The 24,928-nt window shown below is 71.8% G+C and carries 21 protein-coding genes and 1 pseudogene; 5 read left to right on the top strand and 17 right to left on the bottom strand.

Annotation, left to right across the window (positions count from 1 at the left end; genetic code table 11):
* The 9 genes from GA0115240_RS15435 to GA0115240_RS15395 all read right to left on the bottom strand — a co-directional run.
* Positions 1–2,963: choice-of-anchor D domain-containing protein (locus tag GA0115240_RS15435; protein WP_093737251.1), on the bottom strand; the 2,963-nt coding region annotated here is incomplete at its 3' end.
* 693 nt (positions 2,964–3,656) lie between these two features.
* Positions 3,657–4,205, bottom strand: coding sequence for a L,D-transpeptidase (locus tag GA0115240_RS15430; RefSeq protein WP_093737250.1), 549 nt, complete (start codon positions 4,203–4,205; stop codon positions 3,657–3,659).
* Between the two features lie 53 nt (positions 4,206–4,258).
* Positions 4,259–5,242: a porphobilinogen synthase gene (gene hemB / locus GA0115240_RS15425; protein WP_093737249.1), complete on the bottom strand. Its 984-nt coding sequence runs from the start codon at positions 5,240–5,242 to the stop codon at positions 4,259–4,261.
* A 345-nt stretch (positions 5,243–5,587) separates the two neighbouring features.
* Positions 5,588–7,249: a uroporphyrinogen-III synthase gene (locus tag GA0115240_RS15420; RefSeq protein WP_093737253.1), complete on the bottom strand. Its 1,662-nt coding sequence runs from the start codon at positions 7,247–7,249 to the stop codon at positions 5,588–5,590.
* Between the two features lie 53 nt (positions 7,250–7,302).
* Complete coding sequence (gene hemC, locus GA0115240_RS15415) at positions 7,303–8,382, bottom strand: hydroxymethylbilane synthase (protein WP_093737248.1); 1,080 nt, start codon at positions 8,380–8,382, stop codon at positions 7,303–7,305.
* Complete coding sequence (locus tag GA0115240_RS15410; protein ID WP_093737247.1) at positions 8,379–9,740, bottom strand: glutamyl-tRNA reductase; 1,362 nt, start codon at positions 9,738–9,740, stop codon at positions 8,379–8,381. The genes hemC and GA0115240_RS15410 overlap by 4 nt, the downstream gene beginning before the upstream one ends.
* Positions 9,737–10,447, bottom strand: a complete 711-nt coding sequence (locus GA0115240_RS15405) for a redox-sensing transcriptional repressor Rex (RefSeq protein WP_093737246.1) — start codon at positions 10,445–10,447, stop codon at positions 9,737–9,739. The genes GA0115240_RS15410 and GA0115240_RS15405 overlap by 4 nt, the downstream gene beginning before the upstream one ends.
* A gap of 131 nt (positions 10,448–10,578) precedes the next feature.
* Positions 10,579–11,295, bottom strand: a complete 717-nt coding sequence (locus GA0115240_RS15400; RefSeq protein WP_256069819.1) for a 3'-5' exonuclease — start codon at positions 11,293–11,295, stop codon at positions 10,579–10,581.
* 123 nt (positions 11,296–11,418) lie between these two features.
* Positions 11,419–11,703: a glutaredoxin family protein gene (locus tag GA0115240_RS15395; RefSeq protein ID WP_093737245.1), complete on the bottom strand. Its 285-nt coding sequence runs from the start codon at positions 11,701–11,703 to the stop codon at positions 11,419–11,421.
* Between the two features lie 83 nt (positions 11,704–11,786).
* Between GA0115240_RS15395 and GA0115240_RS15390 the strand changes: the two genes are divergently transcribed.
* From GA0115240_RS15390 to GA0115240_RS15380, 3 genes and pseudogenes are all read left to right on the top strand, one after another.
* A complete protein-coding gene (locus tag GA0115240_RS15390; RefSeq protein WP_093737244.1) occupies positions 11,787–12,788 on the top strand; it encodes an HAD family hydrolase in 1,002 nt (333 codons plus the stop codon).
* Between the two features lie 414 nt (positions 12,789–13,202).
* Positions 13,203–14,015, top strand: coding sequence for an ECF subfamily RNA polymerase sigma factor, BldN family (locus GA0115240_RS15385; RefSeq protein ID WP_093737243.1), 813 nt, complete (start codon positions 13,203–13,205; stop codon positions 14,013–14,015).
* Between the two features lie 204 nt (positions 14,016–14,219).
* A pseudogene (locus GA0115240_RS15380) lies at positions 14,220–15,540 on the top strand (DUF5667 domain-containing protein).
* A 60-nt stretch (positions 15,541–15,600) separates the two neighbouring features.
* On the opposite strand, the gene GA0115240_RS15375 reads toward GA0115240_RS15380, so the two are convergent.
* The 7 genes from GA0115240_RS15375 to GA0115240_RS15345 all read right to left on the bottom strand — a co-directional run bounded on the left by GA0115240_RS15375 (position 15,601) and on the right by GA0115240_RS15345 (position 22,029).
* Positions 15,601–16,746 (bottom strand): lysophospholipid acyltransferase family protein, encoded by a 1,146-nt coding sequence (locus GA0115240_RS15375; protein ID WP_093737242.1) that lies wholly within the window; start codon positions 16,744–16,746, stop codon positions 15,601–15,603.
* A 52-nt stretch (positions 16,747–16,798) separates the two neighbouring features.
* Positions 16,799–17,836 (bottom strand): NAD-dependent epimerase/dehydratase family protein, encoded by a 1,038-nt coding sequence (locus GA0115240_RS15370; protein ID WP_093737241.1) that lies wholly within the window; start codon positions 17,834–17,836, stop codon positions 16,799–16,801.
* Positions 17,837–18,003: 167 nt separating this feature from the next.
* A complete protein-coding gene (locus GA0115240_RS15365; protein ID WP_003948845.1) occupies positions 18,004–18,102 on the bottom strand; it encodes a 30S ribosomal protein bS22 in 99 nt (32 codons plus the stop codon).
* Positions 18,103–18,238: 136 nt separating this feature from the next.
* Positions 18,239–18,454 carry a helix-turn-helix domain-containing protein gene (locus tag GA0115240_RS15360; protein ID WP_161302236.1) on the bottom strand — a complete coding sequence of 72 codons (216 nt, stop codon included), beginning with the start codon at positions 18,452–18,454 and terminating at the stop codon, positions 18,239–18,241.
* 126 nt (positions 18,455–18,580) lie between these two features.
* Positions 18,581–19,414: a phosphatase gene (locus GA0115240_RS15355; protein ID WP_093737239.1), complete on the bottom strand. Its 834-nt coding sequence runs from the start codon at positions 19,412–19,414 to the stop codon at positions 18,581–18,583.
* Positions 19,415–19,646: 232 nt separating this feature from the next.
* Complete coding sequence (locus GA0115240_RS15350; RefSeq protein WP_093737238.1) at positions 19,647–20,819, bottom strand: acetoin utilization protein AcuC; 1,173 nt, start codon at positions 20,817–20,819, stop codon at positions 19,647–19,649.
* Positions 20,788–22,029: an MFS transporter gene (locus GA0115240_RS15345; RefSeq protein ID WP_237554897.1), complete on the bottom strand. Its 1,242-nt coding sequence runs from the start codon at positions 22,027–22,029 to the stop codon at positions 20,788–20,790. Before GA0115240_RS15345 ends, GA0115240_RS15350 begins: the two co-directional genes overlap by 32 nt.
* A 138-nt stretch (positions 22,030–22,167) precedes the next feature.
* Here GA0115240_RS15345 and GA0115240_RS15340 point away from each other — a divergent pair, with 138 nt between their 5' ends.
* Positions 22,168–23,022, top strand: coding sequence for a TetR/AcrR family transcriptional regulator (locus GA0115240_RS15340; RefSeq protein ID WP_093737236.1), 855 nt, complete (start codon positions 22,168–22,170; stop codon positions 23,020–23,022).
* The gene (locus tag GA0115240_RS15335; RefSeq protein WP_093737235.1) at positions 23,019–24,170 is read left to right on the top strand and encodes an FAD-dependent oxidoreductase; all 1,152 of its coding nucleotides are present in this window, start codon (positions 23,019–23,021) and stop codon (positions 24,168–24,170) included. The genes GA0115240_RS15340 and GA0115240_RS15335 overlap by 4 nt, the downstream gene beginning before the upstream one ends.
* Positions 24,171–24,222: 52 nt before the next feature.
* Here the strand turns inward: GA0115240_RS15335 and GA0115240_RS15330 are convergent, their stop codons facing one another.
* Positions 24,223–24,876 carry an HAD family hydrolase gene (locus GA0115240_RS15330; protein WP_093737234.1) on the bottom strand — a complete coding sequence of 218 codons (654 nt, stop codon included), beginning with the start codon at positions 24,874–24,876 and terminating at the stop codon, positions 24,223–24,225.
* Positions 24,877–24,928 lie beyond the last annotated feature (52 nt).

The raw sequence follows: 24,928 nt of genomic DNA, 5'->3' as shown, positions 1-24,928 counted from the left end.
CTGACACCCGACACCGACGCGGCGGCGGTGCCGGTGTTGGACACCGTGACCGTCTGCGCGCTGCTCGCGGTGTTCAGCGCCTGCGTGGCGAAGCTCAGCGAGGACGGCGCGACCGACAGCGTCGCCGCCGGCGTCGTGCCGCCGCCACCGCTGGGGTAGACCGCGAAGTCGGACAGCTGGCCGGCCGGCCATCCGGTGTTGCCGGTGATGTTCACCCGGAGGTACCGCTCGGTGGCGGCGTTGAAGTTGATGGTGACGGTGTTGTTGTTGGCGCTCGGGTCGAAGGTGTATCCGGCCGAGCCGACCAGGGTGGAGAAGGTCGAGCCGTCCGTGGACCCCTGGACCGACAGGGTCTCGGTGCGGGTGGCCCACGCGGCGGCCGGCGGGAGCTTCAGGGTGATCTTGCCGACGCTGAAGTTCTTGCCGAGGTCGACCTGGGCCCACTGCGGGAAGGCGCCGCTGGCGCTCTCCCAGTAGGTCGAGGTGTCCGAGTCGGTGATGTTCGAGGCAACGTAGGGGCTGCTGCTCGAGCTGGCCGACGCGGGCTGGCCGGCCGCGATGTTGGTGGTGCTGTCGATGCCGCTGCCGCTCAGACCGACCGTGGTCGGGCTGTTGTTGGCGTTGCTGGTGACGGTCAGGTTGCCGCTGCGGGCGCCGCCGGCCGTCGGCTTGAAGGAGACGGTCACGGCGCAGGAGGCACCGACCGCGATGGTGGAGCAGTTGTTGGTCTGGCTGAAGTCACCGGTCACCGCGACGTTGGAGACGGTGGCCGAGGTGGTGCCGGAGTTGGTCACCGTCACGGTCTGCGCGGTGGCGGTGGAGCCGACCACGGTGGCGGCGAAGGACAGGCCGCCGGGGGTGGCGTTCAGGACCGGGCCGGGCGCGGTGCCGGTGCCGGACAGGGTCACCGTGTTGGTGAGGCCGCCGGCGTTGACCGTCAGCGTTCCGCTGCGGGTGCCGGTGGCGGTCGGCTTGAAGGTCACGCTGACCGTGCACGAGCTGTTCGCCGCGATCGACGAGCCGCAGGTGTTGGTCTGGGCGAAGTCACCGGCGGCGGCGATGGAGGAGACGGACGCCGCCGCGTTGGTCGGGTTGGTGACCGTGACGGTCTGGGCGGCGCTGGTGGCACCGGTGGCGACCGAACCGAAGTTCAACGCGCCGGGGCTCGCCGAGACGCCGGTGACCGGGTAGGGCGGGAAGACCGGCGTCGGCCAGGGGCCGCAGACCGGGGTGCCGGTGATGCCGGAGTTGCCGCCGCCGTCGGTGACGACGAAGTTCCCGCCTTCGCAGCTGTAGACCGGGGAGGGCGCGCCGACCCCGGTCGCCGTGACGTTGGTGAACTTGGCCGCGCCGCCGGTCTGCTCCTGCAGGGCGAAGGTGCCGGTGCCGGCGATGGTGACGTTGCTGAGGTTGACCCCGCTGACGGTGCCCTCGACCCACTGGACGGCCTCGTAGGGGCTCTGCTCGATCAGCGCGTTGCTCACGTTGATCGGGCCGGTGATCGCGCCCTGGCTGCCGTCGAACCACAGCGCGCCGACGCCGAACTGCCAGTTCGGGTCGAGGCTGCCGTCGCGGATCAGGGTGTTGTTGGAGATCGTGGTGGTGCCGACCGGCGTGGACGTGAAGCGCTGCCCCACGTGGATGCCGCCGCCCTGGGCGAGGCCGGTGTCCTGGACCAGGTTGCCGCTGACGGTGTTGTCGTGACCGCCGTAGATCGCGATGCCGTTGGCGAGGATCTGGTCCTGCACGGTGTTGTTGGAGATCGTGTCGTTGGCGTCGGCGCCGAGGGCGGAGTCCGCCCAGGTCGCGATGCCGTCGTCACCGGTGTTGCGGATGTCGCTGTTGGTGACGGTGGAGTTGGTGACGCCGCCGTGGAAGTTGATGCCGTCCGCGGTGGTGTCGCGGATGCGCATCCCGCTGAAGGTCAGCTTGTCCATCGGCCCGTCCATCCAGGCCCCGACCTTCATGTGGTCGATCCACACGCTGGAGACGGTCGAGTTGCTCAGCGCCCCGCCGATGCCGTTGACCTGCGCGCTGTCGTCGCGCTCCTGCACATTGCCGAAGATGGCGAAGTTCTGCAGGTGCACATTGGTGCTCGGCGACGGGGCGGAGTTGCCGTAGAAGCCCGGCGCGGTACCGGTGACGGTCGAGTACCACATGCCGGCGCCGGCCACGGTCACGTTGTTGACCGCGATGTGGCCCGGGACGTTGTACGTGCCCGGCGGGATCCACACCGTGCCGCCCGAACCGGCCGCGGCGATGGCGGCGTTGAAGGCGCTGGTCGCGTCGGCCGAACCGCTGGCGTCGGCGCCCTTGCTGGTCACCGACACCGAGCCGGCGGGCTGGGTCAGCGCGGCGCCGACGTTCTCGAAGTCGGCGAAGTCGAGCGTGTAGGAGGAGGCGGAGTCCCCCGGGTCGACCTGCAGCTTGAAGGTCGTGCCGGCCGGATAGGTGGTCGGGAAGAGCCGGTGCGCCTCGTCGTAGAAGTGGTGCGGGTTGCTGCCCGGGGAGTTGGTAAACGGGTAGCTGCCGTAGTACCAGCTGTAGGCGTTCGTCAGGTTGAAGTCGGTCTGCTTGGCGCCGTTGACATACAGCGACAGCGGCGCGTTGTAGACCGCGCCGCCGGCGCCGTCCGGGATGCTGTACCGGAAGTCGATCGAGTTGGTCGCCACCGGTGTGGTGAAGCTGACGTACTGGCCCGAGCCCTGCAGGGTCACGGCCTTGCGGTACGACGCCTCGTCGGCCAGCTGGCCCGCGGCGAAGCTCGGACCGATCGTCGTTCCGTTGGTGGCGGAGTTCTCCGCCTGCACCTCGACGTACGGCAGGCTTGCGCCGCTGCCGCCGGTGGCGGTCGCGGCCACCGCCGGTTGGGCCGCCAGAGCCAAGACGCCCGCGGCGACCAGCGATGTGGTGCTGACCGCTATGACGAACGCTCGTCTCAGTTCTCGGATGGACTGGAACACCTACTGCTCCTCTCGACACGAAATGCCGGAACTGCACACCGTGGTGACCGCCCGTCGGGGTGAAGCGGGTTGGACACAGCAAGAGAGCTCGCCAGACCTGTGAACAGTGGGTGGCGAGGTGATCCTGCGTCGGTGTGGACAGGGGGAGACGGGTGACGGCGCAAGTGGGACCGTAACGTCCACGACTTCAGCGCGCAATATCCAGACACATCAATGCTGAATCTATACTTTTACTTGCAAGATCCAATGTGACGTGCTGGGGGCGCTCCGGACGGCCCGCGACGCACACAGCCCGCGCATGGGTCGCGCACGGTCCGCACCTGGCCCGCGCACAGCCGCGGGCACCCCGCCGGGACGGACCCGCGGACCTCATCGCGTCGGCGGGAAATTCGGGCGGCACGCGAAAACGCGGCGAAGATCAGCTGTGAAGTGCCCTGTCGACAGGGCGACTTGAGAGGGCAACAGCACGCGTCGCGCCACGAAGGTCATTGTTCCGCCGACGATGTGCGGGCGTCCCGAAGGCAGCCCGCACGTGCGCACTGACCTGGGCGGATACGAACACCGGGCGCCTTTTCCGGTCGGCCGGCTTAACCCCCCGCGGGCATTGCCGCATTCCGTTCGCGGCAGCCGACGGCAATTGCCGCGGCAAGCTCCGGACAGGGTGGGCGGGATGGACGGGGGCGACGCAAAAAGTTACTTGAGGACGACGACGGTGGACCCGCGGACCGTGTTGTTCCAGATCTTGGTGATGTCCGCCCGGTGGGCGCGGATCGCGCCGGTGCGCAGGGACGAATCGGGCTTGACGACCTTGTCGTCGGCGGGGGCGGAGAAGGCGACCCAGGTCTCGGCGGTGAACTCGAAGAACACGACGTGCTCGATCTTCACGCCGTCGCTGCCGGTGCTGACCGGCTTGCGGTCACCGACGAAGTACGTGCCGGGCTGGGCCGGGACCGTGCCCGGGGTGACCGTGAAGGTCGACACCGGGCCGGTGCGCGGGACGACCCAGACGCGCTGCTGGGACAGGGAGTAGACGATCCGCTTGCCGGTGTCGGAGTGCGGCGGGACCGGCGGCGGGGGCGGCGGGGCGCTCGGCTTGGCGCTGGCGGTGGCCTTGTGCGGCGCCGGGGGCGCCAGGTGCGCGGCGGCCGGGCTGCCGTTGGCCTGTATCGCCAGGGCGGAGACGACGGCCAGTGCGGCCACGGTCAGACCGGAGACCACCACGGTCGAGGGTATGCCGCTCATGTGCGCCCCTCCCCTTCTTCCACTCGTCGACGTTCCGCCGGACCCGTCAGAACCTACAGGCGTTCGGCGACCTCGGTCGCCCAGTAGGTGAGGATCATGTTCGCGCCCGCCCGCCGGATCGAGGTGAGCGCCTCCATGATCGTACGGTCCCGGTCGATCCAGCCGTTGGCCGCCGCCGCCTCGACCATCGCGTACTCGCCGGAGATCTGGTAGGCCGCCACCGGTACGTCCACCGTGTCGGCGACCTTGCGCAGCACGTCGAGGTAGGGCAGGGCCGGCTTGACCATCACCATGTCCGCGCCCTCCTCCAGGTCGAGGGCCAGTTCCCGCATCGAGTCGCTGAAGTTGGCCGGGTCCTGCTGGTAGGTCTTGCGATCGCCGATGAGCGCGGAGTTCACGGCCTCGCGGAACGGGCCGTAGAAGGCGGAGGCGTACTTCACCGTGTAGGCGAGGATCGCCACGTCCTGGGCGCCGATCTCGTCCAGCGCGTCGCGCACGACGCCGACCTGGCCGTCCATCATCCCGGACGGCCCGACCACGTGGACGCCCGCGTCCGCCTGGACCTGGGCCATCTCCGCGTAACGCTCCAGCGTGGCGTCGTTGTCGACCCGGCCCTGGTCGTCCAGGACGCCGCAGTGGCCGTGGTCGGTGTACTCGTCCAGGCACAGGTCGGACATGATGACGACCGCGTCGCCGACCTCGGCGACCACGTCGCGGATCGCGCGCTGCAGGATGCCGTCGGGGTCGGTGCCCTGGCTGCCCACCGCGTCCTTCACCTCGGGCACCCCGAAGAGCATGACGCCGCCGACGCCGGCCGCGGCGGCCTCGGTGACCGCCTTGCGCAGGCTGTCCCGGGTGTGCTGGACGACACCGGGCATCGAGGAGATGGGCGCGGGCTCGCTGAGACCTTCGCGGACGAACATCGGGAGGATCAGCTCGGCCGGGTGCAGCCGGGTCTCGGCGACGAGGCGGCGCATGGCGGGGGTGGTGCGGAGGCGCCGTGGGCGCGCACCGGGAAACTCGCCGTACCGGCTCATGGCTGGCGCCGCCTTCCGCTCGACCCCCCGGACCCGTGCGGTCCGGGGAACCCTTACCACGGTACGCCGCCGCGGTCGATGCTCTTCCCGACGCGAAGTCGGCTGCCGCCTCCCGTACCGGGCCCGACCGCCTTGCCCCTTCCGGCCGTGGCCGGACCACCGGCCGGCGGCCTGCCGAGCGCGCAGTTCCTCGCGCCCCTACGGGCACGAATCCCCCCGCGAGGCGCGCAACCCCCAGCCCAAAGGGGCGCGAGGAGCTGCCCGAGCAACCACGACGCACCCGCACCAGGCCGCCAGCCCAGCCCTCACCCCCGGAGGGAAGGGCCCGCTAGGCCCTGTCCGGGCCTAGACCCGCGTCCGGCGTCGCGCGCCCGGGCGGCGCTCGCTCGGGCGGGTCACCGTGTCACCGGCTTCCTCCGCCGCCTCGCGGCGGGCCGTGCCGAAGTCGGCCAGCGCCTGCGCCAGCGCCAGCACGGACGGCTCCGGGGCCATCACGTCGACCCGGAGCCCGTGCTCCTCCGCGGTCTTGGCGGTGGCCGGACCGATACAGGCGATGACCGTCACGTTGTGCGGCTTGCCGGCGATGCCCACCAGATTCCGCACCGTCGAGGACGAGGTGAAGAGCACCGCGTCGAAACCGCCGCCCTTGATCGCCTCCCGGGTGTCGGCCGGCGGCGGCGACGCGCGGACCGTGCGGTAGGCGGTCACGTCGTCCACCTCCCAGCCCAGCTCGACCAGCCCGGCCACCAGCGTCTCGGTCGCGATGTCGGCGCGCGGCAGGAACACCCGGTCGATCGGGTCGAAGACCGGGTCGTACGGCGGCCAGTCCTCCAGCAGCCCGGCCGCCGACTGCTCACCGCTGGGCACCAGGTCCGGCTTCACGCCGAACTCGATCAGGGCCCGCGCGGTCTGCTCCCCGACGGAGGCGACCTTGATCCCGGCGAACGCCCGCGCGTCCAGCCCGTACTCCTCGAACTTCTCCCGGACCGCCTTGACCGCGTTCACCGAGGTGAAGGCGATCCACTCGTAGCGGCCGGTGACCAGGCCCTTGACGGCCCGCTCCATCTGCTGCGGCGTGCGCGGCGGCTCGACCGCGATGGTCGGCACCTCGTGCGGCACCGCGCCGTACGAGCGGAGCTGGTCGGAGAGGGACGCGGCCTGCTCCTTGGTGCGCGGTACGAGCACCCGCCAGCCGAACAGCGGCTTCGTCTCGAACCACGACAGATGCTGCCGGTGGGCGGTCCGCTCGCCGACCACGGCTATCGCCGCGATCGGCCCCTCGGGGGTGGGCAGCGCCTTGGTGGCCTTGAGCTCGGCGGCGATCGTGCCGAGGGTGGCGGTCCAGGTGCGCTGCCGGGTGGTGGTGCCGGCCACCGTGACGGTCAGCAGGGTGTCGGGCTTGCGCCCGGCGCCGACGAGCTCGGCGGCAGCGGCCGCGACGGTCTGCAAAGTGGTGGACACCACAAGGGTGGCGTCGCTCAGCCCGACCTCGCTCCAGCAGTTCTCGGCGGCGCTGGTCGCGTCCAGGAACCGGACGTTGCCGCTGAGCGGCACCCCGGCGTAGGCGGGCACGCCGAGGGCGGCGGCCACCCCCGGGACGACCTCGAAGGGGATGCCGGCCTGGGCGCAGGCGAGCATCTCGGCGGCGGCGCCGGAGTCGAATCCGGGGTCGCCGGTGACCGCACGCACCACCCGCTTGCCGGTGCGCGCGGACGCCATGACAAGCTGTGCGGCAGCAGCGGAACGTTCTGCGGCCGAGTCCAACACCTCGCCGTCGGCGGCCGGTTGAGCCGTGCCCACATCGGCGCGGGCATGCGTGCGGACGACGTCGAGGACCAGGGCGTCGCCGACCAGCAGGTCGGCGCGGGCGAGCGCCTCCACGGCGCGCAGGGTCAGCAGCCCGGGGTCACCGGGCCCGGCACCGAGGAAGGTGACGTGACCGGTGACAGCGGTGGGCCCGGATTTCGGCGGGCCGGCGGCGCCGGTGCGGTCCGCGGTGCCCGGCAGACCGGCGGCACCGGACGTACCGGCAGGGTTCGTTGTTGCGACGGCGGCGGGGTTCAAGGTGTGCGCTCCCCCATAAGACCGGCCGCACCCTTGGCGAGCATCCGCACGGCGAGTTCGCGGCCCAGGGATCGCGCTTCGTCGTCCGATGCCGGTACGGGACCGGTGATGGACATCTGCACCAGCGCCGTGCCGTCGGTGGTGCCGACGACGCCGCGCAGACGCAGCTCGGAATTCTGCCCGTCGGCCACAAGGTCGGCCAGCGCGCCCACAGGGGCGGAGCAGCCGGCCTCGAGGGCGGCGAGCAGGGATCGCTCGGCGGTCACGGCGGCCCGGGTGAACGGGTCGTCCAGCTCGCCCAGCTGTGCGGCCAGCTCCGGGTTGGAGGCGGCGCATTCGACAGCCAGCGCCCCTTGGCCGGGGGCCGGAAGTACGACGTCGGTGTCGATCAGCTCGCTCGCCTCCGCGAGCCTGCCGATACGGTTCAGCCCGGCGGCGGCCAGCACAACCGCGTCGAGCTTGCCGGAAGTAACGTACCCGATCCGGGTGTCAACGTTGCCACGGATCGGGACCGTCTCGATGTGCAGCCCGTGTGACCGTGCCCACGCGTTGAGCTGCGCCATCCGGCGCGGCGAGCCGGTGCCGACGGTGGCGCCGGGCGGCAGTGCCGCGAAGCCGAGGCCGTCCCGGGCGACCAGCGCGTCCCGCGGATCCTCGCGGTCCGGGATCGCGGCCAGCACCAGGCCCTCGGGGTCGGCGGTGGGCAGGTCCTTCAGGCTGTGCACCGCGAAGTCGATCGCACCGGACAGCAGGGCGTCCCGCAGCGCGGAGACGAAGACCCCGGTGCCGCCGATCTGCGCCAGGCTCTCCTTCGACACATCGCCGTACGTGGTGATCTCGACCAGTTCCACGGGCCGGCCGGTGACTTCGGTCACGCGCGCGGCGACCGTCCCGGACTGGGCCATGGCGAGTTTGCTGCGCCGGGTGCCCAGGCGCAGCGGGCGCGGCGAGCCGCCGCTGCGGGCGCTCCCCGCTGCCGGGCCGCTGCCGGTCGCCGCGGCGGAACCCGCCGGGCCGGGGGATCGCGTCTGGTCCGGGCCGTGATCGTTGGGTTCGCGGCCGGTGGGGGTGTTCATGCCCGCCCTCGATTCGGTTCTGCGGTGCCCTGGGCGGCGGCGCCCGGGGTGGTGTCGGCCCGGCTGACGGCGGCGACCGCCAGCGGGTCGAGGTCGAAGAGTTCCCGCAGCGCGTCGGCGTACCCGGCGCCGCCGGGCTCACCCGCGAGCTGCTTGACCCGCACGGTGGGCGCGTGCAGGAGCTTGTCCACGACGCGGCGCACGGTCTGGGTGATCTCCGCACGCTGCTTGTCGTTCAGATCGGGCAGCCTACCGTCGAGCCGGGAAAGTTCACCCGCTACGACATCGGCGGCCATCGCCCGCAGCGCCACCACGGTGGGGGTGATCCGGGCGGCCCGCTGGGCGGTGCCGAAGGCGGCGACCTCGGAGGCGACGATCTCCCGGACCTGGTCCACGTCGGCGGCCATCGGGGCGTCCGCCGAGGCGGCGGCGAGCGACTCTATGTCCACCAGCGTCACACCGTCGACCTCGCCCGCGGCGCCGTCGATGTCGCGGGGCATCGCCAGGTCGAGCACGGCCAGCGGCGCGCCGCCCGGGCGGGCCGCCACCGCGGCGCGCAGGTCGTCGGCGGTCAGCACCAGGCCGGCGGCGCCGGTGCAGGACACCACCAGATCCGCGTCGGCCAGCGCGGCCGCCACCGCGGACATGGTGATCGCCCGGGCCGGCGTGCCCTGCTCGCTGAGCGTGTGGGCCAGCCGCTCGGCGCGCTCCACGGTGCGGTTGGCGATGGTGAGTTCGGCGACCCCGGCCCTGGCCAGGGTGGCCGCGGCCAGCGAGGACATCGAACCGGCACCGACGACGAGCGCGCGCTTGCCGCGTACATCGCCGGTGGCGGGGGTGAGCTGGGCCAGGCCGAAGGTGACCAGCGACTGGCCGGCCCGGTCGATGCCGGTCTCGGAGTGGGCCCGCTTGCCGACCCGCAGCGCCTGCTGGAACAGGTCGTTGAGCAGCCGGCCCGCGGTGTGCAGTTCCTGGCCGATGGCCAGGGCGTCCTTTATCTGGCCGAGGATCTGGCCCTCGCCGACCACCATCGAGTCCAGCCCGCAGGCCACCGTGAGCAGGTGGTGGACGGCCCGGTCCTCGTAGTGCACGTACAGGTAGGGCGTGAGCTCCTCCAGGCCGACCCCGCTGTGCTGGGCCAGCAGCGTGGACAGCTCGGCGACGCCCGCGTGGAACTTGTCGACGTCCGCGTACAGCTCGATCCGGTTGCAGGTGGCCAGTGCCACCGCCTCGGTGGCGGGTTCGGCGGCCAGCGCGTCCTGCAGCAGTTTGGTCCGCGCGCCCTGGTCGAGAGTGGCGCGCTCCAGCACGCTGACCGGCGCGGTGCGGTGGCTGAGGCCGACGACCAGAACACTCATGCCGGCATCACGGCGGGTACGTCCCCGTCCGGGTCCTGGCGTCCTTCACCGGCCTTGCGCTGCTCGTGGAAGGCGAGGATCTGCAGCTCGATCGACAGGTCGACCTTGCGTACGTCCACCCCGTCGGGCACCGACAGCACGGTGGGAGCGAAGTTGAGGATGGAGGTGACCCCGGCGGCGACCAGCCGGTCGGTGACCTCCTGGGCGGCGCCCGCGGGGGTGGCGATCACGCCGATCGACACCTGGTTGTCGTCGACGATCGCCTCCAGCTCATCGATGTGCCGCACCGGCAGGCCCGCCACCAGCTTCCCGGCCAGGGCCGCGTCCGCGTCGAGCAGGGCGGCGACCCGGAAGCCGCGGGAGGCGAAGCCGCCGTAGTTGGCGAGGGCCGCGCCGAGATTGCCGATACCGACGATGACGACCGGCCAGTCCTGGGTGAGTCCGAGCTCGCGGCTGATCTGGTAGACGAGGTACTCGACGTCGTAGCCGACGCCCCTGGTCCCGTACGAGCCGAGGTAGGAGAAGTCCTTGCGCAGCTTGGCCGAGTTGACCCCGGCCGCGGCGGCGAGCTCCTCCGAGGACACAGTAGGCACCGACCGCTCCGAGAGAGCCGTCAGCGCCCGCAGGTACAGCGGTAGTCGGGCGACGGTGGCCTCGGGAATCCCTCGGCTCCGGGTCGCCGGTCGGTGCGATCGGCCTGTTGCCACGATGCTCCTGCGGGTAGAGCTGGGCTGAGGACGACCACGGTCTTTGGGGACGCCCCGTGCGGGCCAGGCTATGTCTTTGTGAACGCGTGCACAAAGATGGTGTCCGATTTGCCCGGCGGAAGTGACCGGCATCACGCACGCCCAGGAGGGGCATTGGGCACGGATCTCCGGACGGATTCGTTGCCCCGGCTCACCCACAGCGCATCGGCCGCGGCCAGCAGTCCGGCCGGCTCCGGCCAGCGCAGCACGGCGGCGACACCGAGTTGCTCGGCCAGGCCGGCGGCGCGGGCCGCGTCGTCGTCACCGGCGGCCCGGGACGCTTCGGTCACATAGGCGGTGAAGAGCGCAGCAGTGGCGCGGGCGTCACCGAGCGCGGTGTGCGGACTCCAGTCGGTGATCCCGATCGCGGCGGCGCAGGCCCGCAGACCCAGCCCGAACGGCGCCGGCTCCCCCCGGCCGCGCTCGGCCGCCATCCGCATCGTGCACAGCTCCGGCACGGCCGGCAGCCGCAGCCCCACCCGCGCGTACTCCGCCGCCAGGAACGCCCGGTCGCAGCCCACGTTGTGCCCGACCAGCACCCGGCCGCGCAGCAGCCCCAGCAGCCGCACCGCGATGCCGGCGAAGCGCGGCGCCCCGCGCAGGTGTTGCGGCTCGATACCGTGGATGTGGGTGGGCCCGACCGGGCCCTGCGGGTCGACCAGGGTGGTGAACTCGCCCTGCGGCACCAGTTCGGAGTCCAGCAGCACCACGGCGAGTTCGATCACCCGGTGCCGGCGCGAGGACGAGCCGGTCGCCTCCAGGTCCACCACGGCGTAGCCGGTCGTGGACGGGCTGCGGCCCGAGAGCACGTGGTCACACTCCTCACGCTTCGCCCCCGGGTGAACAAATCGCCACCGATGCTAATCGAATGCGTGCGAGCGCGGATAACGGTCTCAAAACGGTCGGCGGCTCGTGCGCGCATTCACGTGCGGTTACCGGGGGTCGGTCAGCGCCGACCGCAGCCGCCGCTCGTCCACCCGCCAGAACGTGTGCTGCTCGCCGTCCACCAGGACCACCGGGATCTGCTCCCAGTACCGGTCGTACAGGTCCTGCTCCCGGGTGATGTCCCGCTCCTCCACCACCGCCCCGGTCTGCGCGGCCACCCGCTCGATCACCGCCCGCGCGTCGTCGCACAGATGGCAGCCCGGCTTGCCGATCAGCGTCACGGTCCGCGTCGCGGGCCCCGAAGTCCCCGGTACGGGGCTGGAAGTCGTCATGTGCGCCATTGTGACGCGTGGAGTTCAGGCACTCGCAAAGTGGGCGCTCCGGTCCCGCCGCCGCGGATGACTATGCTCGCGCTATGGCCGCACCCAGATGGCTCACTACTCGTAAGCAGGCCGCCACCGGGCGGAGCGTGCTGGCAGGCGAGGCCGCGGCGGAGGCCGCGCTGGCGACGAAGCCCCGGCCCGAGGACCTGCTGCCGCGGACGCCGGACGCGATGGCGGCGCCGGACCTGGCCGCCGATGTGCCCGTCGATGTGCCCCTCGATGCGCCCGCCGGTCCGGCCGAACCGCAGTTCCCGGTGGCCGGGGACCCGCGCGCCGCCGCCTTCTTCGACCTGGACAACACGGTGATGCAGGGCGCCGCGATCTTCCACTTCGGCCGCGGCCTGTACAAGCGGAAGTTCTTCGACAAGCGCGACCTGGTCCGATTCGCCTGGCAGCAGGCGTACTTCAGGATGGCCGGCGCCGAGGACCCCGAGCACATGCAGGACGCCCGCGACAGCGCGCTGTCCATCGTCAAGGGCCACCGCGTCGAGGAACTGATGTCCATCGGCGAGGAGATCTACGACGAGTACATGGCGGGCAAGATCTGGCCCGGCACCCGCGCGCTGGCGCAGGCCCACCTGGACGCCGGGCAGCGGGTCTGGCTGGTGACCGCGGCTCCGGTCGAGACCGCCAGCATCATCGCCCGCCGGCTCGGCCTGACCGGCGCCCTCGGCACGGTGGCCGAGTCCGTCGGCGGCGTCTACACCGGCCGGCTGGTCGGCGAGCCGCTGCACGGCCCGGCCAAGGCCGAGGCGGTACGGGCGCTGGCCACCGCCGAGGACCTGGACCTGTCGCGGTGCGCCGCGTACAGCGACTCCGCCAACGACATCCCGATCCTCTCGCTGGTCGGCCACCCCTACGCGATCAACCCGGACAGCCGGCTGCGCAAGCACGCCCGCGCCGAGGGCTGGCGACTGCGCGACTACCGCACCGGGCGCAGGGCGGTGCGGATCGGCCTGCCGGCCGCCGCGGGCATGGGCGCGGTCGCCGGCGGCGTGCTGGCCGGCGTGGCCATCCGGCGCCGGCACCGCTGAGCCGGCCCGCGACCCGAGCGGAACACGACCCGAACGCGCTCCGCACACCACCCGGCCGCGGCTTGTCGCCCCGGCTCGCCCGTCCGGGCCCGGTCTTCCGGGCCCGGTCGTTCCGGGCCCGGTCTTCCGGGTCCGGACGGCGGCGATTCCGGCCGCCGTGTTCGGCACACGGCCACAACACGCACTCTCCGCGACCACTTCACGAGCAGAAGTGGTCAACCGACAGTGCCTGTTCGATAATTGACCGATCGCTATTCCGTACGAGAAGCAACGGAAACCGCGATTTGAGCAACTCGGTGTAGCGTCGCCTGTACGAAGCGTTATTCTCCTCAGACGCAATCCGGTACCCACACGTCGCTACGACGGGTGAAGTCCCGTACTGCACGTGATGGAAGTTCTGCCTCTGGGAGTCCCGTGTACCCACACGACGGGGTTGACACCTCTGGCCTGGCTGCGTTGCGCGCACTGGTGATTGACCGCCTGCTGCGCACGGTCCCCGCGTACGCCATGCCCACCCTCGCCACGTCCGGTCCCATCGTCCCCGGCCCGGCCCATGCCCTCGCCGAAGTCAGCACAGCCGCAGGCAGACGCTCCCGCAACGGTTCCGCCCACTCCGACCGCAACGGCACCGCCGCCACCGCCCAGGGCACCCACGCCCGCCGGCCCGCCTCGGACACCGACAGCGGCCGGATGATGGACCTGGTCGAACAGGCCCAGGACGGCGAGACCGAGGCCTTCGGACGGCTCTACGACCACTACAGCGACACCGTCTACCGCTACATCTACTACCGGGTCGGCTCCAAGGCGACCGCCGAGGACCTGACCAGCGAGACGTTCCTGCGGGCACTGCGCCGGATCGGCACCTTCACCTGGCAGGGCCGGGATTTCGGCGCCTGGCTGGTCACCATCGCCCGCAATCTGGTCGCCGACCACTTCAAATCGAGCCGTTTCCGCCTCGAAGTGACCACCGGCGAAATGCTCGACGCCAATGAGGTGGAACGCAGCCCCGAGGACTCGGTACTGGAGTCGCTGTCCAACGAGGCGCTGCTGACCGCCGTCCGCAAGCTCAACCCGCAGCAGCAGGAGTGCGTGACGCTGCGCTTCCTGCAGGGCCTGTCGGTGGCCGAGACGGCCCGGGTGATGGGCAAGAACGAAGGCGCCATCAAAACGCTGCAATACCGGGCGGTGCGCACGCTCGCACGGCTGCTGCCGGAAGACGCCCGGTGAGGATCGGTTGTCCCCCGGATGGCCCTGGGCCGATCATCAGACCTGCGTAACCCAACCGGAGCGGCAGTCGTTGCATCACATGCAGACACTTTTGCGCCGCGCGCCGCTCACCGCCTTTCACCCGTTCGGGTGGACAGGCGGTGGGGACGCAACTTCTGGACGGCGCGGGGAGTCGAGTGTGGATGACGAGAGGAGGTGCCGCCCGTGATCGGACAGGCAACGGCACACCGCCGGGCGAACGCCTTCGCCCAGGCCGTTGAGGACGCCGCCGCCGTCGGGGAGACCGACGGCGAGCCCGGCGTCGGTGACCCCGCGGCGGAGTCCGCCGGTACCCGCGGCCCCGCGGGGCGCGGCGGACACGGCGGTTCGGGTTCGCACGGCGGCGCGCATGCCGCCGCCCGGCACGCCGACCCCGAGCAGGCCACCATGCTGGCGCTGGCCGCGACCCTCAGCGCGCGGCCGCGCCCGGTCATGGACGCCGAGCACAAGACGATTCAGCGCGCCCAGCTGATCGCCGCGATGGAGCAGGCACTGGCCGACGGCAGCTTCACAGCGGTCGGCCGCGTCCCGGAGCAGCGCACCGAGAGCGGCGGCACGGGCGGGCACCGGGTGCGCAAGCCCAGCGCGCGCTCCCGGCTGACCCGGCGGCTCGCGGTCGGCGGCCTGTCCGTCGGCGTCGCGGCCGGCGCCTTCGGCGGGGTGGCCGCCGCCAGCACCAACGCGCTGCCCGGCGATCACCTCTACGGGCTCAAGCGCGGCATGGAGGACCTCAAGCTGGACATGGCGGGCGGTGACGCCTCCCGCGGCGAGGTCTACCTCGACATGGCGTCCACGCGCATGCAGGAGGCCCGCCGGCTGATGGACCGCGGCCGCGGCGGCCAGCTCGACGACGAGTCGGTCGGCGAGGTGCGCAAGGCCCTGTCCGGGATGCACCAGGAGGCCGCCGAGGGCCACCGGCTGCTCACCCAGGCGTATCAGGAGGACGGCTCGCTGCAGCCGATCGAGCTGCTGAACTCCTTCTCGCAGGCACACCGCGAGAGCTGGACGGATCTGCGCGGCAAGCTGCCCAGCCAGCTCACCGATGTGTCCGATCAGGTGAGTTCGATCTTCGCCGCCATAGACCAAGAGGTCGCTCCGCTCCAGTCGCTGCTGCCCGCGCCCGCGGACACCGGCTCCCCGTCCGCCTCGCGCGACGACGAGGGCGATCCCGAATCCGGCGGCACCGGCAGCACCCCCCCAGGCACCGGCTCGGCATCCCCGTCCACCTCAGCGACGACCGGCGATGCCGCCGGCCACGCCGGTACGGGTCACAGCCCCAGCCCTTCCCCGTCCGACACCGCCCAGCACGGCCTGATCGGCGGCGCCGGCGACCTCCTCAACCCGCCCACCTCGACCCCCACCACACCCAGCGGCTCCCCCACCGCCCCGACCACCCCGCCCCACCACTCCGTCGTCCTCCCCCCGCTCCCTGCCCGGGCTCCTGCCCGGCCTCGGCCTGGACGGCGACGACGATTCCTCGCAGTGACCACACCCCTCAGCGCCCCCAGGGGGCGCTGAGGGCACTGCGGGCGCTGAGGGGTACTCCTCAGAAAAACACCGACCTCCGCTGTACCAGCAGCTCGTACAGCGTGTGCTGAATCGTTTCCCGCACCTGGTCCGTCAGGTTGAAGACCAGCATCGGGTCCTCCGCCGCCTCCGGCGGATAGCTGTCCGTCGGGATCGGCTCGCCGAACTGAATCGTCCACTTGGTGGGCAGCGGGACCGTGCCGAGCGGCCCCAGCCAGGGAAACGTCGGCGTGAGGGGAAAGTAGGGAATGCCCAGCACCCGCGCCAGCGTGCGCGAGTTGCCCAGCATCGGGTAGATCTCCTCCGCGCCGACCACCGAACACGGAATGATCGGCACCTTCGTCTTCAGCGCCGTCGCCACGAAGCCTCCCCGCCCGAAGCGCTGCAGCTTGTATCGCTCGGCGAACGGCTTGCCCAGGCCCTTGAAGCCCTCCGGCATCACCCCGACCACCTCGCCGCGCTCCAGCAGCGACTGCGCGTCCTCCGTGCACGCCAGCGTGTGGCCCAGCTTCCTGGCCAGTTCGTTGATCAGCGGCAGCACGAACACCAGGTCGGCGGCGAGCAGCCGCAGATGCCGGCCCGCGGGGTGGTGGTCGTGCACGGCGACCTGCGCCATCAGCCCGTCCATCGGCAGCGTCCCCGAGTGGTTGCACACCACCAGCGCGCCGCCCTCCGCCGGGATGTTCTCGATGCCCTTGACCTCGACCCGGAAGTAGCTCTGGAACAGCGGCCGCAGCAGCGACATCAGCACCTGGTCGGTCAGCTCGGCGTCATAGCCGAACTCGTCGACCTCGTATTCCCCCGTGACGCGGCGCCGCAGGAACGCCAGCCCGGAGGCGACCTTGCGCTCCCAGGGGCCGCCGAGCAGCCGGTCGGCGACTCCGCCGAGCGTGTCGGCGATCCCGGGGGCGGTCGGCGGCGTGGGGTCCTCCTGCGGCAGTCCGGCCGCACGGTCCTGCGGCCGGCCCTGGGCCGCTGCCTGGACGGGGATCTCCGGCGCCCCGGGCACCGGTGCGAGCGGCGGCTGCCCGGCACCGGGCGCGGCCGGACGGCCGTGCGCCGCTTCGGTGTTCGGGTTCTTGCGGCTCCGCGCCCGGCCTCGGCCGGCGCCGCCGCGGCGCGCCCGCGAGTCCTCGTCGAACGGGATGACCTTGGCATCCGCCATGGTTCCTGCTCCTTCCGCCGCCACGGGCTGCTCGTCGTGCGTCATCCGGCCGTCAGTCGCGATCGGCCGGGACCAGCGCCGCGAGCCGGTCCACCGCGGCTCCGACCTGGTCCGGCGGCAGCAGGCCCGGGCCGCGGCCGCGGGCGAAGTCGTAGAAGGTCTCGGCCGTGCTGTAGGTAGCCACGAAACCGAGCGTCTCACGCATCTGCCGGGTGTCCACCACCCTGCCGTGTGTCAGCAGCCTGATCTGTTCGGCCGAGAAGTCGGTGACGCCCGCGGTCCGCAGCAGCCGCCCCAGCCAGGTGACGGCCGGCAGCAGGACGGGCACGGTGGGCTTGCCGAGCCGGCGCGCGCTCTGCGACAGCAGCAGCACGCCGTCCCCGGCGATGTTGAAGGTGCCGTTGTTGTACGTGCCGCGCCGGGCCTCGGTCGAGGCCACCACGAGCACCTCGTTGACGTCGTCCTCGTGCACGAACTGCAGCCTCGGGTCGTAGCCGAGAACGGTCGGCAGCACCGGCAGCCCGAAGTACTCCGCCAGCGGGGTGTCCGCGTGCGGCCCGAGGATGTTGGCGAACCGCAGCACCGCGACGGCCACATCCGGCCGCCGGCGCGCGAAGCCCCGGACGTACCCCTCGACCTCCACCGCGTCCTTGGCGAAACCGCCGCTGGGCAGCGATTTCACCGGCGTGGTCTCGCTGAAGACCGCCGGGTCGCGCGGGGCGGACCCGTAGACACTGGTGGTGGACTTGACGACCAGCCGGCGCACGGTCGGGGCCTTCTGGCAGGCGCCGAGCAGCTGCATGGTGCCGATGACGTTGGTCTCCTTGGCCTGCGTACGGCCGCCCGAGCCCAACGGGGTGCCGCTCACGTCCAGGTGCACCACGGTGTCCACCGAGTGCTGCGCCAGCACCTTGCCGATCATCGGCTGCCGGATGTCGGCGCGGACGAACTCGGCGCTGCCCAGGTCGTGCTCCGGCGGCACCGCGTCGACAGCGATCACCCGCTCGACCTCGGGCGCGCGCTGCACACGCCGTACGAACCGGCCGCCGAGCTGCCGCGCGGCTCCGGTGACGAGGACCACCTTGCCCACGATCAGCGCCTCCTAGGGGTTGGGGTCACCGTACCGTCGCGGCGTCAAGGAGCGGTGACGCCCCGCCCGGACCCCGGACATGCCACTGCCCCCCTCCGGCGCTGTCAAGGCCGTTCGGCCTCGGCAGCTGTGGAGGGGGGCAGTGGGAGCGGCGGCGAACGGCCCGCTTACTTCTTGTTGCGGCGCTGAACGCGCGTCCGCTTCAGAAGCTTGCGGTGCTTCTTCTTGGCCATACGCTTACGCCGCTTCTTGATGACAGAGCCCACGACTACCCTCGCTTCGGTTTCACTCGGTGCGGGGCGTCCGAGCCCACACGACCTACGTCGGCCAAGCCTACCCGCCCCGAGGGGCGGGTGTGACCGAGGCCGCCGCTGTCGGTCATCAGCCCGTTACCGGGCCCTCTCAGGCAGATTCCACCCCCACGTAGGACTCGCGGAGGTAGTCGTGGACGGCCTGCTCCGGAACCCGGAAGGACCGGCCCACGCGGATCGCCGGCAGATGACCGCTGTGCACCAGCCGGTACACCGTCATCTTGGAGACCCGCATGACCGAAGCGACTTCGGCAACGGTCAGGAACACGACCTCGTTCAGAGGCCGACTTTCAGCAGCTACAGACATGACACACCTGAACCTTCCGCACATGCGCCACCGGCTTCCCCTCCGGCGACTTAAAAAGGCATGTGCGCTCCCCCACAGATTAGGGGCGGATGATGCAAGTGGGGAAGAGGAGTTGCGAATGGTTGACTACTGTGAGAGCCAGGCCCGATTGAGTACGTATCGCGTCAGCGGTCGGTAGTAATCGGACCGGACGGTGTCGTCCAGAGGCACTGCGACCGAGATCCTTCCCTCGGCTTCGGCCACGAACACCGCGGGGTCGTCGGCGTCTCCCAGACCGATCGCCTCAATGCCCAACTGCCCTGCTCCGCAAATGAATCCGTGGTCCCCGACCACCAGTCCGGGCAGCACACCACCGTGCTCCGCGGCCCCCGCGAGAGCCGCCCGGACGGGCAGCGGCGAGTGGGTGTGGACCCCCGGTCCGTCGTCCCCCGGGCCCCTCGGATCCGGACTGCCGGCTTCCGCCGGAAGCACCACGGCGACTCCGCCGACATACCGAATGTTGTGCCGGCGTACGCCGAATTGTGTCGGCATGTCCACGCCGCGTGCGTACGCGGGGGTGAGCACAGCGCAGCCCGCCGCCGACAGCGCCGCCGCCAACGATGCGTAGAAGCCGAGGAGGCGATGTGGATGTCCTGTGCCCAGCAGCACCGGAATCCGGTCGTGCGCCGCCCTCGCGAGCCGCTCGGCGAACGCGTCCAGCGCCGCCACTGTACAGTCCGGGTCGATCACGTCCGGCCCCGAGGTCTCCGCCGGGTCCGGTGACACCCCGCACCGGTCCGCCATCAGGCGCAGCAACTCCCCGACGCCCCATTCCCCCTCCGGCTCCAGCCCCAGGGTGTGGCGCGGATCACGGGCCGCGAACTGCCGATAACTCCGCAAACTCCCCTCCCTGGACGTCGTCACCTGCCCGGCCAGCCTCGCCGCCACCAAATGCGCCCGCAGCGCCCCGACACTCAGCACCTTCCGATGGTCTCCACCCCGGCGGTCCCGCGCGGCCCAAATCCCGAAATACACCCCTTGCGAGTGACGCGACAAAACCCAACACGGCCGGCTGCCGCAGTGAATGCGGCGTTCGGAAATGTCGGAGAAACCGCGGAGCAACAGGCCGCGGGCGGACGGCACGGACGGCACAGTCGCCCCGGGCCGGGGAACAGGGATCGGCGATCAGCGGTCAGGGATCGGCCGCCCGAGATCAGGGCAACAGCCCGTGCGCGGGAAAAACCGCCCGCCGGGTCGCCAGAATCGCCTGGTCCAACCGCGACGCGGGATCGTAGCCCGCGTCGTCGAAGCCGGAAAAACCCGGCTCGCGCCCGTCTGTCATCCGCAACGGCGCCGTCGCCCGGGTCTTGGCATAGACCTCGTGCCGCCAGTCCTCGGGCACCGGCGTCCGCGGCGGGATCGGCACCCCGGCCGCGATCGCCACCAGATGCGTCCAGATCCGCGGTACGACATCGGTGACCGCGTAACCGCCGCCGCCGAGCGCGACCCAGCGCCCCTGCGCGTGCTCGTGCGCGAGGGCGTGGCAGGCCTCCGCGACCAGCCGCTGCGCGTCCAGCGAGACCGCCAGGTGCGCCAGCGGGTCCTCGAAGTGGGTGTCGGCGCCGTGCTGGGAGACCAGCACCTGCGGCCGGAAGGCGGCCAGCAACTCCGGGACCACCGCGTCGAAGGCCCGCAGCCATCCCGCGTCACCCGTCCCGGCCGGCAGGGCCACATTGACCGCGCCGCCCTCCGCCTGCGGCCCACCGGTCTCCTCCGGCCAACCCGTCTGCGGGAACAGCGTGCTCGGGTGCTCGTGCACCGAGATGGTCAGCACCCGGGAGTCGTTCCAGAAGACCTCCTGGACACCGTCCCCGTGGTGGACGTCCACATCGACGTACGCCACCCGCTCCGCGCCCAGCTCCAGCAGCCGTGCCACGGCCAGCGCCGCGTCGTTGTAGACGCAGAATCCGGCCGCCGCGGACGGCATCGCGTGGTGCAGGCCGCCGGCGAAGTTCACCGCGTGCGCCACCTCGCCGCCCCACACCGCCTCGGCGGCCCCGACCGACTGGCCCGCGATCAGCGACGCCACCTCGTGCATCCCGGCGAACGCCGGGTTGTCCACCGTCCCGATCCCGAACGCCACGTCTGCGGCCCGCGGTTCGGCCGACGCCTGCTTGACCGCGGCCACGTACTCCGGCCGGTGCACCAGCGCCAGCGTCGACTCCCCGGCGGCCGGCGCCGCCACCACGGGCAGCGCGCCGTCGAGGCCGAACGCCCGCACCAGACTCCTGGTCAGCGTCAGCCGCACCGGGTCCATCGGGTGCCCCGGACCGAAGTCGTACTGCGTTACCTGCTCATCCCACATCAGCTTTGCGCGGCCGGTCATGGCCGACACCGTACCCAACCGGACCCGCCTCGAAAGACTTGGCGTAGAGCAGGGTCGCCCCCACCAGCACCAACGGCACCACCATCGCGCCGCGGAAACTCCACACGTCCCCGAGCGCGCCCACCAGTGGGGAACCGGCGAGGAATCCCACGTAGTTGAAGATATTCAGCCGCGCGATCGCCGAGTCCGACGCCCCGGGGAATATCCGCCCGGCCGCCGCGAAGGTCTGCGGCACGATGACGCACAGCCCGAACCCGACCAGCAGGAAGCCGAGAATGCCCACCCACGCCCCGGGCGCCACCGCCACCACCGCGAAGCCGGCCACCGCCACCACCGTGCCCAGCCGGACCACCGGCGCCGCACCGAACCGCCGCACCCCGAAGTCCCCCACCGACCGGCCGATCAGCGTCGTCACCATGTAGACGGCGTACGGGACGGTGGACAGCTCGTCCGAACTGTGCAGCGTGTCCTGCAGGTACTTCGCACTCCAGTTGGAGACGGTCGAGTCGCCGATGTACGCGAACGCCATCACCAGGCACAGCGGCAGCAGCAGCTTCATCACCACCTGCTGCGGGGCCGCCCCGGACCGCGCCGCCTTCTCCAGTTCGGTGCCGTCGCCGGGCTGCTGGTCCCGGTACCAGCGGCTGGCGGTCAGCGTCAGCGGGACCAGGACCAGCACGGTCGGGCCGTACAGCGTGAACAGCGCCAGGTGCCAGTGCGCCCCGGACCAGGCCAGCGACGCCCCGACAATGCCGCCCAGGCTGTACGCGGCGTGAAAGCCCAGCATGATGCTCTTGCCGTACGCCCGCTGGAGGCTCACCCCGAGCATGTTCATCGACGCGTCCAGGCCGCCGACACACACCCCGAACAGCGCCAGCGTCACCGCGGCCACCCACAGCCGGTCCCCCGCGCCGAGCCCGACCAGCACCAGCCCGACCACCGGCTGCACCCAGCGCAGCACCACGCTCGGCCGCACCCGCTTGACCAGCTGTTCCGTCACCACGCTGCCGACCCCGGCCAGGATCGGCACCGCGGCCAGGAACACCGGCAGCAGGCCGTCGCTGATCCCGTAGCGGTCCTGGATCGCCGGGATGCGGGTGACGAGCAGCGCGAAGAGCGCGCCCTGCGCGAAGAAGCTCACCGACAGCGCGGCGCGGCCGTACCGCAGCTCGGGCGGCGGCGGCGCGGTCATCAGGCGAGCGTCATCCATGAGCGTGCAGCGTAAAGGGACACGCTACGGATGAGTAGGTTCGTGGCGACACGGATCTTGGGGCGGTCGACCGGGACGCGGGACGAACATGTTCGTGCCGTACTTGTTCGGAGCGAACATGTTCGTTACGGTGGAGCCATGCCGACGGACTCCGGGCCCCCAGCCGACCCTCCAGCCCCCGCCGTCACCGATGCCGGCCCCCACAGCTCTCACGGCTCTCACGGCTCTCACAGCACCCGCAGCCGCCGCGAACGGCCCGCGAAACCAGCGCTGACCCGGGCCGGCATCATCGCCACCGCCGTCGGCCTGATGCACGCCGAGGGCCTGAAACGAGTCACCATGCGCCGCCTGGCCCAGGAACTCGACACCGGGCCCGCCTCGCTCTACGTCTACGTCGGCAGCACCGCCGAACTGCACGCCGCGATCCTCGACGAACTGCTCGGCACGGTCGACCTGGCCACCGCAGATCCCGCCCCGGCCGATCCTCCCGTGGCCGACCTCACCGCGGCGGACGGGAACTGGCGCAGCCGCCTGGAAGACGTCCTCACCTCGTACACCCTGGTGCTCTTCGAGCATCCCGGCCTGGCCCAGTCCGCACTCGTCGCCCGGCCCAGCGGCGAGCACTACCTGCGTCTGGTCGAGACGCTGCTGAGCCTGCTGGCCGAAGGCGGTGTCCCCGCCGGGCAGGCCGCCTGGGGGGTCGACGTGCTGCTCCAGTTCGCCACCGCCACCGCGGCGGAACACGCCGGCCGCGACACGGCATCGGCCACCGCCCGCGACGACTGGGACGCCGTCGCCGCGGCCGTCCGCGGGGCCTCGCCCCGCACCCACCCCCAGCTGGCCGCCCTCGGCGCCGACCTGCTCTCCGGGCCGCCCGAGGCCCGCCTGTCCTGGGGCTTCCAGCTCCTGATCAACGGCATCCAGCACACCCCGCGGCCGGCCACCGGCCGCACCGCCCCCGGCCGACCGTCCACCGAAGGGAACACACCATGACCACTCACCACCCCATCACGATCGTCGGAGCAGGTCTCGGCGGCCTCGTCCTGGCGCGCGTGCTGCACGTCCACGGCATCGAGGCGGTCGTGCTCGACCTCGAGAGTTCCCCCACCGCCCGCCCCCAGGGCGGCATGCTCGACATGCACGAGCAATCCGGCCAAGCGGCGCTGCGCCTGGCCGGCCTCTACGACGAGTTCCGCGCCGCCATCCACCCTGGCGGCGAGGCCATGCGCATCCTGGACCGGCACGGCCGGGTCCGGCTGGAAGAGGCCGACGACGGGCTGCGCGGCCGGCCCGAGGTCAACCGCAACGACCTGCGCGGCATGCTGCTCGACGCGCTGCCGGCCGACACCGTCCGCTGGGGCGCCAAGGTGACCGGCGCCCGGCCGGTGGGCGCCGGCCGCCACGAAGTGACCCTCGCCGACAGCTCCACCGTCACCACCGATCTGCTGGTCGGCGCCGACGGCGCCTGGTCGAGGATCCGTCCCCTGCTCTCCGAGGCGGTCCCCGCCTACAGCGGGATCTCCTTCGTCGAAGCCCACGTGCACGACGCCGACAGCCGGCATCCGGTCAGCGCGGGCGTGGTCGGCGGCGGCATGCTCTTCGCCCTGGCCGAGGGCAAAGGCATCCTCGCCCACCGCGACGCCGGCAGCCGCCTGCACCTCTACTACGCCCTGAGGACTCCGGCGGACTGGGCCGACTCCAGCGGCATCGACTTCGGCGACAGCGAGGCCGCCAAGGCTGCGCTGCTCGCCTGCTTCGACGGCTGGGCCGACCCCCTGCGCGGGCTGATCAGCGACGCCGAAGGACCGTTCCTCCCCCGTCCCATCCACGCGCTGCCGGTGGACCACCGCTGGGACCGTGTCCCGGGCGTCACCCTGCTCGGCGACGCCGCCCACCTCATGTCCCCCTTCGCCGGTGAGGGCGCCAACCTCGCCATGCTGGACGGTGCCGCGTTGGGCGCGGCCCTCGCCGCCCACCGCGACGACCGGGAAACCGCCCTGGCCCGCTACGAAGAGGCGCTCTTCCCCCGCAGCGCCGCCGCAGCCGCCGAATCCGCCGCCAACCTGCGCATATGTTTCCAGTCCGACGCCCCGCAGGGTCTGCTCGACCTGATGGCCTCGTACGGCCCGCAGCAGGACTGACCGGCCCATCGCTCAGCGATGCGCCGACTCGCCGCTTCGCCGGCTCAGCGAGTCAACGGCCACCGGACAGCAGGTCGGGCAGGGCGGACATGGTGTCGAACAGGGCGGTCGCGTCCCGGAGTTCGGCTGCCGGGGTCATCGCGGTGAAGCCGAAGACATCCATCCCCGCGGCGCGGGCCGCCTGGACACCGAGCGGGCTGTCCTCCACCACCGCACAGCGCTCCGGACGCACGCCCAACGTCCGGGCCGCGTGCAGAAACAGATCCGGCGCCGGCTTCCCGTGGCCCACATCCTGCGCCGAGAAGATGCGTTGCTCACCGAACCGCGCATAGAGCCCGGTCTTCCGCAGCGCCACCCGAATCCGCTCATGGGTCCCGGACGACGCCAGGCAGTACGGCACCCCGTCCGCGGTCAGCTTCTCCAGCACGGGGACCACGCCGTCGACCGGCTGCAACTCCCGCTCGAAGGCCGCGAAGACCCGTGCGTGATAGGCGGCGTTGAACCCGTCCGGCAGGCTCCGCCCGGACCGTTCACGCACCACGTCGTGAATCCGGTGCACGGCCGCGCCCATGAAGTCCCGAATCGAGTCCTCGTAGGTGGTGGGGTGGCCGAGTTCGGTGAGGTAGTCCGCCAGGATGCGGTTGGAGAGCGGCTCGCTGTCCACGAGGACGCCGTCGTTGTCGAAGATGACCAGTTCGTACTGCACGCCTGCACGATAACCGGTGGCGAACGCAGAAGTGCCCCCGCCCCCGAGTCGG

The organism is Streptomyces sp. DvalAA-14 (assembly GCF_900091855.1).
Classification (GTDB): domain Bacteria; phylum Actinomycetota; class Actinomycetes; order Streptomycetales; family Streptomycetaceae; genus Actinacidiphila.
Note: the sequence above shows the minus strand (reverse complement) of the source record. Positions and strands in the feature narration are given on the sequence as shown.

Coding starts and splice junctions, on each gene's coding strand:
- GA0115240_RS15430 (WP_093737250.1), bottom strand. CDS start 4,205: ATGAGCGGCATACCCTCGACCGTGGTGGTCTCCGGTCTGACCGTGGCC.
- hemB (WP_093737249.1), bottom strand. CDS start 5,242: ATGAGCCGGTACGGCGAGTTTCCCGGTGCGCGCCCACGGCGCCTCCGC.
- hemC (WP_093737248.1), bottom strand. CDS start 8,382: ATGAACACCCCCACCGGCCGCGAACCCAACGATCACGGCCCGGACCAG.
- GA0115240_RS15410 (WP_093737247.1), bottom strand. CDS start 9,740: ATGAGTGTTCTGGTCGTCGGCCTCAGCCACCGCACCGCGCCGGTCAGC.
- GA0115240_RS15395 (WP_093737245.1), bottom strand. CDS start 11,703: ATGACGACTTCCAGCCCCGTACCGGGGACTTCGGGGCCCGCGACGCGG.
- GA0115240_RS15390 (WP_093737244.1), top strand. CDS start 11,787: ATGGCCGCACCCAGATGGCTCACTACTCGTAAGCAGGCCGCCACCGGG.
- GA0115240_RS15375 (WP_093737242.1), bottom strand. CDS start 16,746: ATGGCGGATGCCAAGGTCATCCCGTTCGACGAGGACTCGCGGGCGCGC.
- GA0115240_RS15360 (WP_161302236.1), bottom strand. CDS start 18,454: ATGTCTGTAGCTGCTGAAAGTCGGCCTCTGAACGAGGTCGTGTTCCTG.
- GA0115240_RS15350 (WP_093737238.1), bottom strand. CDS start 20,819: ATGACCGGCCGCGCAAAGCTGATGTGGGATGAGCAGGTAACGCAGTAC.
- GA0115240_RS15345 (WP_237554897.1), bottom strand. CDS start 22,029: ATGGATGACGCTCGCCTGATGACCGCGCCGCCGCCGCCCGAGCTGCGG.
- GA0115240_RS15340 (WP_093737236.1), top strand. CDS start 22,168: ATGCCGACGGACTCCGGGCCCCCAGCCGACCCTCCAGCCCCCGCCGTC.
- GA0115240_RS15335 (WP_093737235.1), top strand. CDS start 23,019: ATGACCACTCACCACCCCATCACGATCGTCGGAGCAGGTCTCGGCGGC.